This is a genomic window from Bradyrhizobium sp. 170 (assembly GCF_023101085.1).
GTDB lineage: Bacteria > Pseudomonadota > Alphaproteobacteria > Rhizobiales > Xanthobacteraceae > Bradyrhizobium.
The window spans coordinates 2,835,978-2,852,977 of the sequence record NZ_CP064703.1; the positions used below are offsets into that span (position 1 = coordinate 2,835,978).

Sequence of the window (17,000 nt, forward strand, 5' to 3'; positions counted from 1 at the left end):
GCTTTACCCGAACTAAGCCCTGCCTTTAGTCTAGTATTCAGGTCCGATGTTATGCCGCAAGTAAAACTGTCTTGCGCAAGGATTTGATGGGTTGCATTGCCTCTCCCGTCATCTGTGATCGTATGCTCGCGCGTTGTCGGGCCGCTCCGTGGCGCTTGGCCGTGCCGACGTGGTGCCGCTTCGGTCACCGCCCATCGCGCGTGTGATGACTTTGCTCAGTTCGCGGAGCCACAGTACAGAACTTGCGACCGCCGCGCAGAGAAGCCAATCATCGGCATCGAGGCCGCTAGTCGAGAACGCTTCCTGGAGGAAGGGTATGTAGACAACGGCCGCGTGGAGAAAAAGCGACAAGGCGATGGCCGCCCAGAGCCAGCGGTTCCGGAAAAGGCCGCAAAAGGCGCTTTCCTCGTCCGAACGGGCGTTCAAGGCATTGAAGAGCTTGAACATCATCAGGGTCGTAAAGGTCATCGTTTGGCCGTAGCGCATCGTGCCGGTCCCTTCAATGAGACCGCCCGGCAAGGAAGCATCGAGGACGAGCAAGGTCTCGGCCGCCATCACCAGGCCGACGAAGAGGATGCCGACCCACATGCGACGTGTGATCACGCCTTCGCCGCGCGGCCGCGGCGGCTGATTCATGACGGCCGTATCAACTGGATCGACGCCAAGGGCGAGCGCTGGCGCGCCGTCGGTAACCAGGTTGATCCAAAGGATCTGCGTCGCCAAGAGCGGGAGCACGACCCCGCCACGCGCCTGCGACAGCCCGATCAGGTCGATCAGCAGCACGCCGAAGAACATGGTCATGACCTCGCCGATGTTCGACGACAGGAGATAGCGCAGGAACTTCCGGATATTGACCGCTGGGAGGCGGTGGCGGATTTGCTTTGCCGGGATGCGAACGGGTCGTGCCTATCGGCACGGGCGTTCCGCCCTTAAAATTCAGCCAAGCTCCATATCGACAGCGATCCGAATCAGGTCCGAATGGCTTTTGGCACCGAGCTTCCGCTTGAGAAGGGATGTAATGTTGGCCACGGTCTTGTAGGAAATTTCCAGCATATCGGCGACTTCGACGATCTTGTCGCCCCGGCCCAATAGCCGTAGGATTTCCAGCTCGCGGGCCGTCATTTGCGACACCGGATTGGCCTTCATCGACGCGCCAGAAAAAGTCACGGCCTCCGCAAGTGGCGGTGAAATAAAATTAGACCCGGCGGTGACCTTCCGAACGGCATTCACCAACATTCTGGGATCGTCTCCCTTGGAGACATAGCCCTGCGCGCCGAGTTCGATGGCGCGAACCACAAACGCTGGATCATCATTCATGCTGAACATGATGATTTTGGCGTCCGGATTTTCCTTGCGGATGCGCCGCATCAATTCAAAGCCGGAAACATCGGGAAGCTTGATATCGATGACCGTGACGTCGGGCTTCCGTGAAACGTAGGCCCTGTGACCCGACTTGGCATCGGTGGCCACATCGATCTTCACAGTGCTGTCCGAGGCGAACAACGACCGGCAGCCCGACAGGACTACGGGGTGATCATCGACGATTAAAACGTTGGTAGCCGGCCTAGTGGGCTTCCGCATCAGCACATTCCCTTTTCGGGATAAATAGGTAGTTGGCAGTTTTGTGGGAAGCGATTCTGCGGTTGGTGAAATTGGAAGTAGTCCAAATTGGGTAAGCGCAGCCGAACTAGCTGAGCTTGATTGGCGATGGCGCCTGAGGTCAATGGTCGAACAAGCCGGCTAAACATTATTGGCCTTTAGCTCAAGAGCATTGGTCGCTACGCCTCTCAGTCCTCAAAATAGGATACGTCGCCGGCACCACACCACCAGACAACACCGGTTGTAGCTACCCCAATCCCCCCGACGCGAACAACGATTGGGTAGCAATCTGTTAGCAGGGAGTCGAACGGGCAAAAAACCCGCCACGATTCACATGCAAGGTTTATGTCGAACCCCGGTCTTACAATTCAGCCTTAGAAAGCTGGCTCCAATGTGCATCTGCTGCAACACTTTTCAAATAAGCAGTTCGTGCGGCAAATGTCCTATTGCATGGTGCTGACCGTTATTGACGTGACTGGCCGCGTGTTCCTCCATAGCAGCTGGGCCAACCTGAAGGATTGCCGCTAAGTCGCCGGCGGGACCTACGGGCCAATCGTTAAGCTGTTCTAGCTCAACGGCTTCGATGGGGGTGGAAGGGGCACCCTGGTTCTTGAAATGGAATGCCGGTTCGTGGCCGGCGCCGTCTGTCAAGGACGCAAATTCAACCGGCTGGGCGGCCGCTAAAACGTTCGGAGTGGCGGAATGCGAAGCTTGCTGCGACTTACCGTGCCCCGCGCTATTACCGGGTGCGTCGCCAGTTTCGACGGGCTCGGCCGCTGCCATAGCACTTGCTGACGCCGAGTGTGATGGGTGCAAGTGGCCGTGGCCGGGTGTGACGCCCGGTTCTGTCAGCTCGTTGGCCGCTGACGCCTTTGCAGCTGCCGAATTCGAGGCGTGCTGCGCGTTGCCGTGGCCCGCGCTATTACCGGGTGCGTCGCCAGTTTCGACCGGCTCAGCCGCTTCCACAGCGCTTGCAGAGGTCGAGTGTGAAGGGTGGGAGTGGCCGTGGCCGGGTGTGACGCCCGATTCTGTCAGCTCGTTGGCCGCTGACGCCTTCGCAGCTGCCGAGTTCGAGGCGTGCTGCGACTTACCGTGGGCCGCGCTATTACCGGGTGTGTCGCCAGTTTCGATCGGCTCGGCCGCTCCCACAGCGCTTGCAGAGGTCGAGTGTGAAGTGTGCTCCGAGTTGCTGTGCCCGGGTGTGACGCCCGGTTCTGTCAGCTCGTTGGCCGCCTTCGCAGCTGCCGAATTCGAGGCGTGCTGCGACTTGCCGTGGCCCGCGCTATTACCGGGTGCGTCGCCAATTTCGACCGGCTCGCCCGCCCCCTTAGCGCCTGCAGAGGCCGAGTGTGATGGGTGCGAGTGGCCGTGGCCGGGTGTGACGCCCGGTTCTGTCAGCTCGTTGGCCGCCTTCGCAGCTGCCGAATTGGAGGCGTGCTGCGCGTTGCCGTGGCCCGCGCTATTACCGGGTGCGTCGCCAGTTTCGACCGGCTCGGCCGCCCCCTTAGCGCTTGCAGAGGCCGAGTGTGAAGGGTGCTCCGAGTTGCCGTGCCCGGTCGTAACAACGCCGGTGTTCGCGTAGACCGGTTCCTTCTTGAAAGTGAGATTTTCCTCGGGCAAGACTATCGCCTGGTTATGCGCAAGCTCGATTGATGATACGTGCAGTGGCACGGTAACCGTGCATTCGTTGCTCTCTACCGTTGCATAAGCCGAATCGTCGCTGAAGCTGGTGAGCCTAGTCGAGACAATGGAACCGATCCGATCCCGCCCGAAATGGAACCTCAAGCCGTCGTCCGCAGGCATGGTCCACGCACCAGCCGTCCCGAGTGTGCTCTCGCTCGCCTCCGCTTCGATGGAAGCATGGGCGCTGCCCGTCGTCAGAACGGTCCCATCATTCGCGGTCGCCACCAGCAGCGCAGGATCGATTCCCTCCAATGCCGCCGCGACAGCCGCCGCTTCCGGCTCGTAGACGAAATCCGACACTGCAACGGACACAACTCCCTGCAAGTGGATTTCCAGTAGGCCCGGATCGCCGATATTAAGGCTGCGATCCGTCGGATTCACGTAGATGATCGTTTCATTGCTCGTGGGGTTGTAGATCCAGGCGAGGGTATGCGGCGGTACGGACGTGCTTGTTGACGTCAGTTGCAGGAACGCCAGCGCGCCGAGAGCCGCCAGGTTGATCTTGTCCGTCCCCGATGTGAAGTCGATGATGGTGTCGAACTGGGTAGAGTTGTCGCTGCCGGATCCTCCGTGGATCGTGTCGTCGCCCCCGTTACCCTCAATGGTATCGTTCCCTGAGCCTCCGTAGATAACATCCACTACGCCGGTGCCGTTGGGGGTGTCGTCACGAGCGCCAACACAGATTTGGCCCGCGTTTCCTTCTCCTGTGACGCTGTCGTGCCCAAGGGTCCCAAACGCGAGGGGCGGATGGGAGTCTTGGACAACTTGTCCCGAAGCCAGGTCATCGACATCGTTGGCGTCTACATCGCTGGCCCCGTGAATGGTGATCGTCGCCACTTGTGTGGTGCCATCCATGGTGGCGACCTGAAAGGTGTTGATCAGCGTTTCGCCCGGGCCGAGCGCCTGCATTGCGGCATTGGAGTTGTCGAATGTGTAGGCCCACACCCCGGCGGCCGTCATGATGAAGGTGCCATAGCCTCCATGACCCTTTGTCAGATTGGAGGCAAACTCAAGCGGCGGGAACTGCTGCGGCGCCGCGGGGCTGCCGGTCTGGCTCTTGTTAATTGCTTGCAGCAGCGGCGAAACGAAAAGGTAGGGAGTGCCGGATCCAATCGGGCCGTAGCCTCTCCCGAAGTTGGAGAGGACGGCGGCCTGCTCGGCCGCTTGCAGCTCTTCCAATCTCGCCGCCGCGTGCGTGACTTGGCTCACCTTAATTGGTGACCCTCTCTGGGTGAGCGCGACTGTCTCGCCAGGATCCACAACGATGATGTGCCGGAGGATCGCCTTCTTCCAGATCTCAAATACGCAGTGCTCAATATCCTTGTAGGCGGTGCTGTCGTCATCGGTGTCGTTCGTATCCGACGCCTTGGCGTCGCTCAAAATTGCGAACGCCAGGGGGGCGAGCGCAAGCGCGCCGAAGGCGGCGGATCGTTGCAACGACGCGATCGTGGCGAGCACGGTCCTATTACTGATTTCAAGCTTCTGAAATATGTTGTGGAGGTGTACTTTGACCGTGCCTCGCGAAACGTTCAGCTGGCGCGCAATCTCTTTGTTCGACAAACCGTCGCACACTAGTCGCACAATTTGGCGCTCGCGGTGCGTCAGCGCCCCCAGCATTTTTTCGATTTTGGCGCCGTCTACTTTCTTTCCGTTTGGCGAGCGGGACTGTTCCGGTGACGCACTGATGCGCCCCGTCATCAGCCTCAGGGATCGCAGCATAGTGTCTGGGTTCGAGTATTTCGAAATTGCACGGCAAGCGCCGGCCGCGATTGCCGCGGTGAGATCGTCGTTGCTTTCGGATTCGGTAAAGAACACCAGCCGTGTGGAAAGATTCTCAGCTTTCGCAATGGCGGAGATCTCGGATACCGTCAGGTCAGCCAACGTATCAGCAAGAAGCGCGACGTCTGGTGCCAAATTCCGAATTGCTTCGAGGCAGCTTGTTCCGGTGCTACACGACGCAACAACCTCGAAGTCGCGCTGTCCTGCGAAGACCGACTTCAACCCCTGGAGAACAATCGGTTGTCGATCTGCGATCACCAGTCGGATGCAGCGCGTGAATGTCTCCTGGTCCGCGGACACATCTAACACGGGCTTGACCTCGCTTGCCCAGCGCGGTGCCTGATTACTCTTGCTACCCCGACGAAAAGTCTAAATTGTCTGGCGTCGGCAACCCGGGCTACCCGCCTCAGTGCCTGATCAGGATAACCCATTTCCAAGGGGGAAGGCGACGTAGCTGCCATGTTTGCTTTTTGGTGCGGTGCGAGACCGTCCAACCCACTTGCAAGTCTTAGATATTTTCCGTTCAGAATGGCTTTTTTGTGCCCCACCGCACGCCGGCGTCGACTAGGTCCGCCTGGTTTGCAACGAGTTCGGCCGCTGCTACCCCGGACCTGCGGACCCCGCTAGGTCCAGCCCTACTACGGCAGCGACGACGGCTACGTGGTGCGCCGGAGCTACGGATACTACTGCGGCTCGGGCTGCGATCGCGGCTACGGCTAACATCGGGGCGGGCCGAGCATCGGCTTCCCCTTCGGGAGCCGGAGCTGGTGATTGACGAAAGGGCCGCCCTCCGAAGCGGGGCGAGGCTGGGCGCTGCAGCAAGAGGTTTGACTTAGGGCGTCTTTGGTTGCTCGGGGACGGCCTTTCTTCGCAAACCACTATAGTCCGGCCGAACGTCAGCACCGCGATTGCCGCAAACCTTGCAGACGAACAGACTTTCGATATCCGACAGCCGCAGATGGTTTGGCCAGCAGTCGGCTGAGAGCTTCACGGAATGAGCACAGTGATAGTCGCTGCAGAACACGACGACGCCTGAGGCACCCAACTCCTGCATCTCTCCAAAGGTGAACTTCTCGTCTGGCATGCGCACAATTTTGCCAATATTACCCTCCAGTTTGAATATGCCATCTGGCTAACGGGCCGGGTGGCAGTCCCGGCGGGTGTCGTCCGGAAGTGTCTGCGGTGCGCCGGATGTTCACAAAACCTTGCTGAGTGTGCGGGTGTGGGCACCAAAAAAACCTTTTTTGAGAAAGTTTTTCCGCGTTAAGTATTTGATTTTACTGGTAGCGCGGAGGGACTCGAACCCTCGGATAAAAGTCACACCAAAAGTAGCACTGTCACACGCAGTCCTTAGCTACCATTTTGCTACCCAACTCCAGAACACCAGATAGGTACAAGGCAATATGTCCGTCACTGGCTAACGACAATACGTCGATCAATTCAGCTGTTTCGAGATGAATGAGTATTGCTTAGGACGCGGCAAGCGAACTCAAAAACCGGCATGGAGGATCAGGGTACTGATCGCCATCGATTACAAATGAGCTCTGCCGGTTTCGTGGCGCCGCTTCGAGATGAGCGGGAAGCGGCGGCTCCAATCGTATCCGTGCGGGCGAATAGCCGAACGCGCTTGCCTTCACGTTGAACTATTAGGCGATAGCCGTCGTGCTTGATCACATGGAGCCGTTCCGGTCGGTTAGGAACTTTGGTCCCGCGCGTCGGAATGCAAGGATCGAACGCAGATATACTCATGCGGGATAAATAGGCAACCGCAGGCGAAATGCGACTCCAACTAGACCAGCTGAAAGCCGCAACATAGGGGAACAGAAGGCGTCCTGAAGCTTTGCGGCAACTTTGTTGGCCAGCGTCTCATCGACATTCAAGAGATGCGAGACCATACGCTCCCTGGTGGCTGGCGTTTTGACCTTGCTGAGTTCGAACGTCAGAGCGGCAGCGATGTGTGCCTGCTCGCCCATGGTTTGACTGATGAAAAACTGTCGGGCTTGGCTGTAGTGGTCTGCGAAACTCTCGGCGCGCGGCCGGCGTTTGGGACCTTGTTCGACCGTCGTCGAACCTTGGAAGCAGACCGTCAGGCAGCTGAAGTCTCCCAAGGGCGATACCTGAGAACCTCGCTTCCTTCATCGAACGCAGCGTTGAGACCTGTAGCTGGATCAAACAACGCAGGCGGCGGACCAAAGGGCCGTCTTCGACGCGCCGAGCCCTGCATATCACCCGAATGATCCGGACCATGCGAGCCGAAATCATCGTGAGAAGTCGAACTGGGCCAGCGCTTCACCCGGGTTACGGTAGGTGTCGCCCTTGCCGCAGTCGCTGGACGGCTTGGGGTCGCAACCATCCTTCTGGGGCTGGCAGTCATCGTTCTTGGCGTCCTTCCAGCCACCATCGTGCTTGGAGTACTCGCCCTTGCCGTCTTTCGAGCAGTCGACCTTCCCGGCACGCTTCGAATGATCGCCTTTGCGGCTGTCATCGGAGCAGTAGTCGTGGCCCTGCGCGACTTTGGTCGATTTCGCACCTTTGGCGGCAGACCCGGTGAGACCAGCATCGCGCGCAGGCTCCGCAGCTGGTCTGCGGCCTGTAACTCCGACATGAAACGGCCGGGCCGCCGTGGGAAGACGGATGATCACATCCGCTCCGTGGGCGATTTCGGGTCGGTGTGCGATACTCACGCGTGTCATATTTAAATGCTGGAGATTGGCATTGATTTCTTTTTCCTTGTCGGTGTCCAGATGTGCCGTGCCCTCGTCCAGAAACAGGATCTTTGGTCGGCGATAGAGCGCGCGCGCAAGCAGTACTCGCTGTTTCTGCCCGCCAGATAATGAGCTTCCCATGTCACCGATGAGGCTATTGTAGCTCATCGGCATTGCCATGATATCGTCGTGGATGCCGGCAATCTGCGCACACTCGATCATCCATTGCTGATCGAATGTTGTCTCAAAAAAGCAGATGTTGTCGGCAATAGATCCTGACAGCAATTGGTCCTCCTGCATCACCGCGCCGATGTGTTCGCGATAAACGCGCGGTCCGATCTGGCCTAGCGGAAGGCCGTCGATCAGGACCTCCCCGCTCGTTGGCTCGAGCAGCCCGAGCATAATCTTGACTAGAGTTGTCTTGCCGCAGCCGGAAGGCCCCATGATCGTCACGAATTGTCCCGGAGCAACGCACAGATTGACGTTATTAAGAATCAGAGGCTCTGCTTCTGCATAGCGGAAGCACACGTTGCGCAGTTCGATCGAGCCGCGGATCGGTCGCACATACGACAGATCCTGGTCGTGCCCCCGCTCTAGGGGGGTGAGCGCAATATCGGCGAGGCGCTCCAGGTGCAGTCCGAGAATGCGCAGGTCCACCAGTTTCTCGATTAGCAGCGCTGTCCGTTCGGCGAACTGCAGCTTGTAGCTGACGAACGCGAATATCATGCCAACCGTGATAAGATTGTCTAGTGCGAGGCTAGCGGCGAGATAGATTGTGATTACGTTCTCCAGGCCGTATATCGTGTCGTTGATCGCTTTGAAGCTGATCCTCGCCCGGCCTAGCCGCACGTTGGCATTTACGTACTCAGCATAGCGGTTCAACCACTGGCTCTCCCGCTCGTTCTCTCGGTTGAGCAGCTTCAGGCTCTGCACCGCCCGCACGGTTTCGATGAAGTTGGAGTCTTCCTGTGCCTTGCTGTGAATGGCCGCTTCGCTCCGTTGTCGGAATATCCTGAAGAGAGCTAGTCGCAAAGCGGCGTACAGCGCGAACGCGAACAGGACGACGAATCCGAGCTGGACGCTGTATGCGAACATCAACGCCAGCATCAACACCGACATGAGACCGTCGATCAAGCCCGTGATGAGTCCCTCCGCGAGCATGTTGCGGATGGGCTCAATCGAGCCGAAGCGCGACAGGATGTCGCCGATGTGCCGCTTTTCGAAAAATGAGAGAGGCAAACGCACCAGATGATGAAACAGCCGGGCGCCGATCTGAAAGCTCAGCGTGTTCTGCAGAAGAAGAACAATGAACGAGCGGGTCGCGGTCGACGCGACTTTGACCAGGACGAGTAGCGCGAATCCAAGCCCGAGTACGAGCAGAAGATCGACGTCGCCTCTGGCGATGACCTCGTCAACCGTGAGCTGCATGTAGAAAGGAGCGGCGAGGATAAGGATCTCGATGACCACCGAGAGAACCAATATTTGCGTTAAGACATGAGAGTTTCCCCTCATTCCGCTCCAGAATGCTGAGAACGGTAGTCGCACCCTCTGGTCTGTGCAACAGAACTCTTCACTGGGTGAGAGTTCGAGTACGACTCCAGTGAGATGTCTCGATGCTTCGGTGATGGGAAACCATTTCTCTCCGGCGGCGGGATCGTGAACCACGATCCCGTGTTTCTTGCACGCCTTCAGGACAACGAAATGATCCATGTCCCAGTGCAGGATGGCCGGGAGACGCAGTTGGCACAGATGGTCAACCTCGATTCGCAGCGGCCGGCATGCCAGGCCCATGTGAGCCGCTATCTCCATGAGGTCGCGGAGAGTGACACCCTTCAGCGAGACCGCGTACCGCCGCCGCAGACTATTCATGTCAGTTCGACGGCCATGATAGAACGCTACCATGGCAAGGCATGCCAGCCCGCATTCCGCTGCCTCTGTCTGTCTGATGACCGGGAGGAACCCGCGTCCGCTGAAATTCAACAGTCCCTGCATGCGGCTACATCCTTGCGCTCAACATCGGGTCAAGCAGCCACCGCATCAGCGAGCGTTGCTCAAGGATCACGTCGGCCTTGAGCAGCATACCTGGCTGAAGCGACATCTTGCGCCCATAGGCATCGATGTCGGGCCGCTCGGGAAGCACAGTCACGCGGTAGGCCGGCTCTTTGAGGGTGATCGGCCCGGTAGCATCATTGCCGGTCAGGATCGTGTGAGAGACTTTTTCCACGGTGCCGCGGTAGGTGCCGAATTTCTGATAAGGAAAGGCATCGTAGAGTATCCTGACCTGCTGGCCGGGGCGCACGAATCCGGACGCGCGCGTCGGAAAGAACAGCTCCGCCTGCAAGGTCGAATCAAGCGGAATGATTTCGAGCTGCGTATGCTTTGGATCAGCGACCTTGCCGACGGTCGTCTGCAGCGTGGACACGCGCCCACTCGTCGGCGCCTTGATAACGTAGGCCCGCCGTCCGTCTACCTCGGCGGTGCGCTGTTCGATCCAGGAGAGATCGCCGCGCAATACGCGAGTTCGTTCTGCGGCAACGGTCGGAAGTTGCTCGATCGTATGCCGAGCATCAGTCAGTTGGGTGCGCCGTACAGTGATCTGCTGATCGAGCGACGCCAAGTTCTGCGCTTGTTCGAGCGCCGCCTGCTCGCGGCGCTTCAATTCGACGGCTGGCAACGCTCCCTTCGCGATTAGCGTGGCCCCGGTCGACACAAAACTCTCGGAAAGCTTCAGCCGCTCGCTCTGGATGTTGCGCTGGTCCTCGAGTTGGGCGATCTCCCCCTCGATCCCGTTGGCCGTAGAAGCGAGGCGATCGTGTTCCGAGGCGGTCCGGCGCTCCTCCGCAACGATCTGTCGCTCGATGACCTCGCGTTGCCGCGCCAGCGCTGCGAGGACGGCGGCATTGACGTCATCGCCGTTGGCGCTGATTTGAGAAGTGACTATGGTCAGGAGCGGGTCGCCCTCGGCAACCTCCTGACCCTCCTTGACGTGGAGTTCTTTGATGAAACCCTGTTGCGGCACCAAAATTTTGGCCGTTCCGAAGGTCGGCGTTAGATAGCCGGTGACGGTTTCCTTGCGGGCGTATTGAGCGATGGAGATAAAACCCAAAATGAAAGCAACAAGGCCCGCAAGAGTCCAGCTGAGGATCATGCTCGATATCGGCTGCAGCGATACGACCTCGCCCCAGCTGTGGCGTTGATGCAGAAAGTCGATTGCTTCCTGGCGAAATAGAGCTGGCGGTGTCGCCATGAACGCACCTTCTTACGTTTCGTTGGACGTTTCGGGACGTTTCGTTCGTCATATTTAATATTTACACGTGATATCTCTCTGCGCCTGATATCCTCCGCCGCGCCACGATGGGGACCGCACAATGCGATGGAGAACCGCTCCTAGTATGGAAGAAAAAAGCGGGTTCGCCCCCGCATCGGGCCGAAAGAAACTGACCTGCGTCGGCAGTGCGGCAGAGTTGGAACTCATTGTGGCTCGCTCCGCGCGTCCCTGGGCGGTGCACCACCCAGGGAACGAGCAGATTGGGTGGCTACGTTTTTTGGACGGCGACGTTTCCAGCACCAACCTGAACCGCGACGTTGTTGTCGTTGAGGAACCCGATGCCGATGAGGCCGCCAATGCCGCCGTTGTTCGTGTTTCCTCCTGTGCAGCAGCCTGAGCCAGCCGCAACCAGATCGAGCTCCTGATCAGACAACTCGATGGGGTGAGTAAACTTTTCCATCTTCTCCATGTTCGTCTCCTTTCGATGTAAGTGGCGGGGTATTGCTGTAACTGCTGCCACGTTATAGCTAGTCGCAAGACGCCAATCTGGATGCACTTCGCACAAATTTTTTCTGTGCGGCACCGCTAGGCGCGCGCTTCTTGTTCTATTGCTACGCCATCTGCGGAAGCAGCCAACGTTCTCGTCGAGTCCACGCTGAGGGTCGAGATCTTCCACTGATAGGTTCGGCACCAAGCGCGCGCGCATGCGCAGGTGCCAGCCTTTCCTGGCGTGAGTATGATCTCAGAACGGCTCTGCTGGCACTCGCAGAAGACAAGACCGCGTTGGAGAATGATTTACAGACAGGAAGCGCGTCGGCTGCTGCGAGCGGCTCACCGCATCGTGGGCAAGCGCGATATCGCAGATGATGTGATCCCAGGCGCATGCATTCAGGTCTGGCATGAAGCGCGTAGCTTCTATCCTGTCGCCAAGTCGGCGGAGCAGATTTACAGCGTCGTTGCAATCGCGCGGTAATAAGGCGTGTTCTTCCCCACATCTATTCCGACGACTGTTGCTGCGTGAATTGTGGAGGCGCGAGGCATAGCTGTGCTTCTTCTCTTAATAGAATAAGCCCCGCAGGCTCCGAGGCCTTTTGAGGGGCAGGAGCGCGGCCGGTCCATCCCATTCGCGTCAATAGCACTAAGTCCTCTTTTGCGCCGTTCTTGGTCAAGCGGAACGTCATGTGGCAATCAGCGCGAATGCATCGTGGATGACGTCCTCCGCAACGCGTTGTGGACGATCCGGCGCGCTATCGCATACAAGCGGTCCTTCTCCAAGCAACATCTCGTTCTTGCAGCTTCCGCCGAAATTCACGTTTCGGAATCCGTCGACCAGATCGTCGATCGGTGCCGCCATTGCCGAGTCAACCAGCTACAAGTCCAGGCTGGATTAATGAGGCGCATCTAAATCGTTCTGATGGGGGTCGAGCGATGGCTTGGAGTCCTTGTCCGCCCTTGAAGCATGCGAAAACACTGTTCACAGGAGTGTCAGCATTTTCGACGAGTTGCCGGAACGATTGACCAATTCGGTTCGGCTCGGAGCGGACCTGAGCTCGGCCCTCTAACACTCAAATTCAGGACTCGGAGAGCTCCGAGCCGCGCATTATTCTGTCGGATCACAGTCCGCGAGAGCCGTCACCCGCCCGTAACGCCGCCTTCGCATGGAGCGTTACAGCGTAGCCATCTGCAGAAACAACTTCGGACCACTCGCGTTAATCACCTTCCGCATGAAATCCTCTGGCCCAGTGATGGAAGCTTCCGCGACGACAAGTCCTGCTACCAGCACAATCGTGAGCCAGTAGTAGACAGCGCTCGCTTCCCTGCAGTTCGAGTTTTGAATCCGTTGACTAGATCCTCAATCGGTGCTGCGACGCTGAAATCCTCGCCGAGGCACGATCATCTGATTGCGTGCAGCGAATAACGGTCGCTCGCGCGGCGAGCGAGTATGACGTGCCGGCTTGATAACGACGTCACGCGTTTGTGATGGCCCAGATCGAAACAATTTTTAACGAATGAAGTAGAGCCGCTGACTTAAGTTTGACTGCCAGTTCATTGTGCACTCGGAAAGTGCAAGTCACCAATATTGCCTTGCACGGAATAGGGGTTGCGTACCGTGCCCCACCAACGCGCGTGCTTCACCAATGAGGCTTCTTGCTCCAGCGCAGCGCAGGCAGACACATATTGTGATTGCGAAACGGCTCTCACTTATGAAACGGCGCTAATCGAGTGCGCCGCCGGATCGCGGTCTGCCGTCGGCGAGATCTACGCCCGGGAGAAGGACCAGTTGCGCGCGGTGGCGCACCGGATCGTCCACGACAGGTCGCGTGCGGAGGACGTCATCCACGATGCATTCGCGCAGATTCTCCGATGTGCCAAAAGCTTCGATCCTGCACGCGGATCCGCGCGGGGCTGGATCTACGCGATCGTCCGTCACACAGCACTCAGGATGCAGCAGAACGCCAAGCGGGAACTCGTGCTCGAGGACCACACGCTGAACGCCGTCTGCGAGCGGCAACAGGGGGTCCCGAATCCCGCGTCTCGCATCCCGGACAGCATGACGCTACGGACCATGCTCGATCAACTCGAGCCAAAGCGCCGCGCGAGCCTGCTTCTGGCGATCATCGACGGACGCACGCATGAGGAGATCGCCGAATACCTCCGGGTTCCGGTCGGCACAGTCAAGGCGTGGATCCGGAGAGAACTCGTGGCCATGCGCCGGCAGCTCGAATGATGCGTGAATTTGTTTTGCGCGCTGCATCCATCGTGGCGCGTCGGCGACATTAGGGTGAGGGCGCGGTGATCCGGACAAGGCATGGGCCCGTCGCAAACCCGAAGCTAGGAGCGAAACGATGTCTATCCTGAGCTGGGTCACGAGCATTTTCGGATTGGTCAAGATTCCAGGAATCGGCGTCCCCCGCGAGGATGGCAACCCAACCACGCTCGACGACTGCGGCAACGGCGAGCACTCCAAGTGGAATGACGATCACAAGGGTCGCGAGGACTACTCCAAGCCCGATGGTGGTTGGAAGGACGCCAAGAACGACGATTGCCCGCCGCAGAAGGACTATCGCGACTCCAAGCCGTCCGACGACGGCAGCAAGGGCGACACCTATCCTGACCCGGGTGAAGCGCTGGCCAGGACCGACTTCTCCCATGGCGATTTCGGCTCCCGTGGTCTGGATCAATCGGGCGACATGCAGGCCGCGCTCGCCTCGATGTCGTCCGACGACGCCCTCGAATACGTCATCGGCCAGATGGGTCCTGCGGATCACTTCGACGTAGGGCATGACGTGCCGGCGGACACGTCGCACGACACGGACGCCTGATGCGCCGAAAGACCGCACGGCGGGGAATGCGCGAGAGTAGTTTCTGATTCGAACGAGAAAAAAGGCGGCAATCATGAACGAAGTAGAAAAGCGCATGAACGAAGTAGAAAAACGCGAACTGTTCGAACAAGAACGGAGAATCTTCGAAGCTGGGGTGCAGCGTGCGGACAAGCGATCCGGCTCTTTCAATTTCTTGACCTGGTCGTTCTTCATTGCCCCGCTGATTGCCTGCGACGAGTTTCTTGTCGGCATTTTCAAATCCGCGGCGGCCGAGCAGGAGGTCGTCAAAACGGCTCACGCAGGCGCCGCGCCGCAAGAGGCGAATGACCATCTGCCGGCGATTGATCCTGCGAAAACGGGCGCAGAGGATGAGACGTCCAAAAGGCCCGCCGCCTCGTCGGAGGCGCGTGCGGCCCAGCTCGATCCGACGGGGCTTTTGGCGCAGCCGCATGACGATGCGCTCAAGCCGAGCCCCGCCCACGGCAAAGATGTCGCCGCCGAGGGCAGCGATGTTGCTGAGCATAACGCTCAAACCTCACTAGACTCAATCGACGATAGTTCCGTCAACCCGCTATCAGCGAATTCTTACCTCGGAAGCGCTCAAGTTCAGGCTGGGGCAACGCCCGAATCCGTTCAGTCCAACGTGCTTGGCGACTGTTTCAGCCCGTCGATTATCGGCTCTGCCCCCCTGCTTGGAACCGGCGGTGCTCTCAGCATTAACAGCAATAACAATGACACCGGCGCCAACACAATCCCGCCGCTCGAGGCGGCGGTGCAGCCGGTGCTCGCGACGGTGACCGACACCGCGGCTACGCTGACTGATGACACCGGCGGCACGATTGCGCCGGTCGAGGCGGCGGCGCAGCCGGTGCTTGCGACGGTGACCGACACCGCGGCTACACAGACCGATGACGTCGGCGGCAACACAATCGCGCCGGTCGAGGCGGCGGCGCAGCCGGTGCTTGCGACGGTGACCGACACCGCGACTGCGCTGACCGATGACGTCGGCGCCAACACAATCGCGCCGCTCGAGGCGGCGGTGCAGCCGGTGCTCGCGACAGTGACCGACACCGCGGCTACACAGACCGATGACGTCGGCGGCAACACAATCGCGCCGCTCGAGGCGGCGGCGCAGCCGGTGCTTGCGACGGTGACCGACACCGCGACTACGCTGACCGATGACGTCGGCGGCAACACAATCGCGCCGCTCGAGGCGGTGGCGCAGCCGGTGCTCGCGACAGTGACCGACACCGCGGGCACGCTGACCGATGACACCGGCGCCACGATTGCGCCCCTCGAGGCGGTGGCGCAGCCGGTGCTTGCGACGGTGACCGACACCGCGGGCACGCTGACCGATGACACCGGCGCCACGATTGCGCCGCTCGAGGCGGTGGCGCAGCCGGTGCTTGCGACGGTGACCGACACCGCGGGCACGCTGACCGATGACGTCGGCGCCAACACAATCGCGCCGCTCGAGGCGGCGGCGCAGCCGGTGCTTGCGACAGTGACCGACACCGCGGGCACGCTGACCGATGACACCGGCGCCAACACAATCGCGCCAGTCGAAGCGGCGGTGCAGCCGGTGCTCGCGACGGTGACCGACACCGCGGGCACGCTGACCGATGACGTCGGCGCCAACACAATCGCGCCGCTCGAGGCGGCGGCGCAGCCGGTGCTCGCGACGGTGACCGACACCGCGGCTACGCTGACCGATGAGGTCGGCGCCAACACAATCGAGCCGCTCGAGGCGGCGGCGCAGCCGGTGCTCGCGACGGTGACCGACACCGCGACTACGCTGACCGATGACACCGGCGGCACGATTGCGCCGGTGACCGGTGACGTGGCACAACAACCGGCAAGTGCAGTCAGCGACATTCTTGCGGATGCGGCGCCGGTCGTTGAGACGACCGAGCCGGTGCTCGCGACAACAGCTGCCGCCGTGAGCGATCCGACCAGCGACGTGTCAGATCCGGCCGACACCGGGACCTTGGCCAGCGACGCTCTTGCGGACGCGGCGCCAGTTGAGACGACCGAGCCGGCGCCGACGACAACAGCTGCCACTGTGAGCGATCCGACCAGCGACGTGTCAGATCCGGCCGACACCGGGACCGTGGCCAGCGACGCTCTTGCGGATGCGGCGCCGGTCGTTGAGACGACCGAGCCGGTGCCGACGACAACAGCTGCCACTGTGAGCGATCCGACCAGCGACGTGTCAGATCCGGCCGACACCGGGACCGCGGCCAGCGACGCTCTTGCGGACGCGGCGCCAGTTGAGACGACCGAGCCGGCGCCGACGACAACAGCTGCCACTGTGAGCGATCCGACCAGCGAGGTGTCAGATCCGGCCGACACCGGGACCGCGGCCAACGACGCTCTTGCGGATGCGGCGCCGGTCGATGGGGCCGCAGGCGACGTGATCGCCTTGAACGATGAGCCACCGCCATCAGAAAATGCTCTGCACACCGGAACCGAGTACACCGATTACGGCGTTAACCTTAGCAGCGACGTCTCAGTTCCCCCGCAGGATACCGGGTCTTCGGCCGACGCCGCGTCGGCGTCTGACACTGCGCCGCCGCCTCCCGAGATCGCAGATACGAATCAGCCAACAGACCCTGAACTTGCTATCCTATAGCGGGGGCGAAC

General features: G+C 59.9%; 9 protein-coding genes and 1 pseudogene. 3 read left to right on the forward strand and 7 right to left on the reverse strand.

All coding sequences use genetic code 11. From position 1 onward, the window contains the following. Nucleotides 1–108: 108 nt before the first annotated feature. The 7 genes and pseudogenes from IVB05_RS13305 to IVB05_RS13335 all read right to left on the reverse strand — a co-directional run bounded on the left by IVB05_RS13305 (nucleotide 109) and on the right by IVB05_RS13335 (nucleotide 11,503). Nucleotides 109–801 (reverse strand): cation-translocating P-type ATPase C-terminal domain-containing protein, encoded by a 693-nt coding sequence (locus IVB05_RS13305; RefSeq protein ID WP_247784816.1) that lies wholly within the window; start codon nucleotides 799–801, stop codon nucleotides 109–111. Between the two features lie 135 nt (nucleotides 802–936). Continuing rightward, entirely contained in the window at nucleotides 937–1,581 is a 645-nt protein-coding gene (locus IVB05_RS13310; protein WP_247786678.1) for a response regulator transcription factor, read from the reverse strand. A gap of 432 nt (nucleotides 1,582–2,013) precedes the next feature. Further along, nucleotides 2,014–5,370 (reverse strand): LuxR C-terminal-related transcriptional regulator, encoded by a 3,357-nt coding sequence (locus tag IVB05_RS13315; protein WP_247784817.1) that lies wholly within the window; start codon nucleotides 5,368–5,370, stop codon nucleotides 2,014–2,016. A 1,526-nt stretch (nucleotides 5,371–6,896) separates the two neighbouring features. Beyond that, a pseudogene (locus IVB05_RS13320) lies at nucleotides 6,897–7,118 on the reverse strand (catalase-related domain-containing protein); the annotation flags it as partial. Between the two features lie 201 nt (nucleotides 7,119–7,319). Beyond that, on the reverse strand, nucleotides 7,320–9,758 hold the full coding sequence (locus tag IVB05_RS13325) for a peptidase domain-containing ABC transporter (protein ID WP_247784818.1): 2,439 nt from the start codon (nucleotides 9,756–9,758) through the stop codon (nucleotides 7,320–7,322). Between the two features lie 4 nt (nucleotides 9,759–9,762). Next, entirely contained in the window at nucleotides 9,763–11,013 is a 1,251-nt protein-coding gene (locus IVB05_RS13330; RefSeq protein WP_247784819.1) for an HlyD family efflux transporter periplasmic adaptor subunit, read from the reverse strand. 289 nt (nucleotides 11,014–11,302) lie between these two features. After that, complete coding sequence (locus tag IVB05_RS13335; RefSeq protein ID WP_247784820.1) at nucleotides 11,303–11,503, reverse strand: hypothetical protein; 201 nt, start codon at nucleotides 11,501–11,503, stop codon at nucleotides 11,303–11,305. Nucleotides 11,504–13,144: 1,641 nt separating this feature from the next. Between IVB05_RS13335 and IVB05_RS13340 the strand changes: the two genes are divergently transcribed. The 3 genes from IVB05_RS13340 (at nucleotide 13,145) to IVB05_RS13350 (ending at nucleotide 16,989) form a co-directional block, all read left to right on the forward strand. Next, on the forward strand, nucleotides 13,145–13,762 hold the full coding sequence (locus IVB05_RS13340) for a sigma-70 family RNA polymerase sigma factor (RefSeq protein ID WP_247786679.1): 618 nt from the start codon (nucleotides 13,145–13,147) through the stop codon (nucleotides 13,760–13,762). 118 nt (nucleotides 13,763–13,880) lie between these two features. Then, on the forward strand, nucleotides 13,881–14,357 hold the full coding sequence (locus IVB05_RS13345; RefSeq protein WP_247784821.1) for a hypothetical protein: 477 nt from the start codon (nucleotides 13,881–13,883) through the stop codon (nucleotides 14,355–14,357). A gap of 73 nt (nucleotides 14,358–14,430) precedes the next feature. Continuing rightward, nucleotides 14,431–16,989, forward strand: coding sequence for a hypothetical protein (locus IVB05_RS13350; RefSeq protein WP_247784822.1), 2,559 nt, complete (start codon nucleotides 14,431–14,433; stop codon nucleotides 16,987–16,989). Nucleotides 16,990–17,000 lie beyond the last annotated feature (11 nt).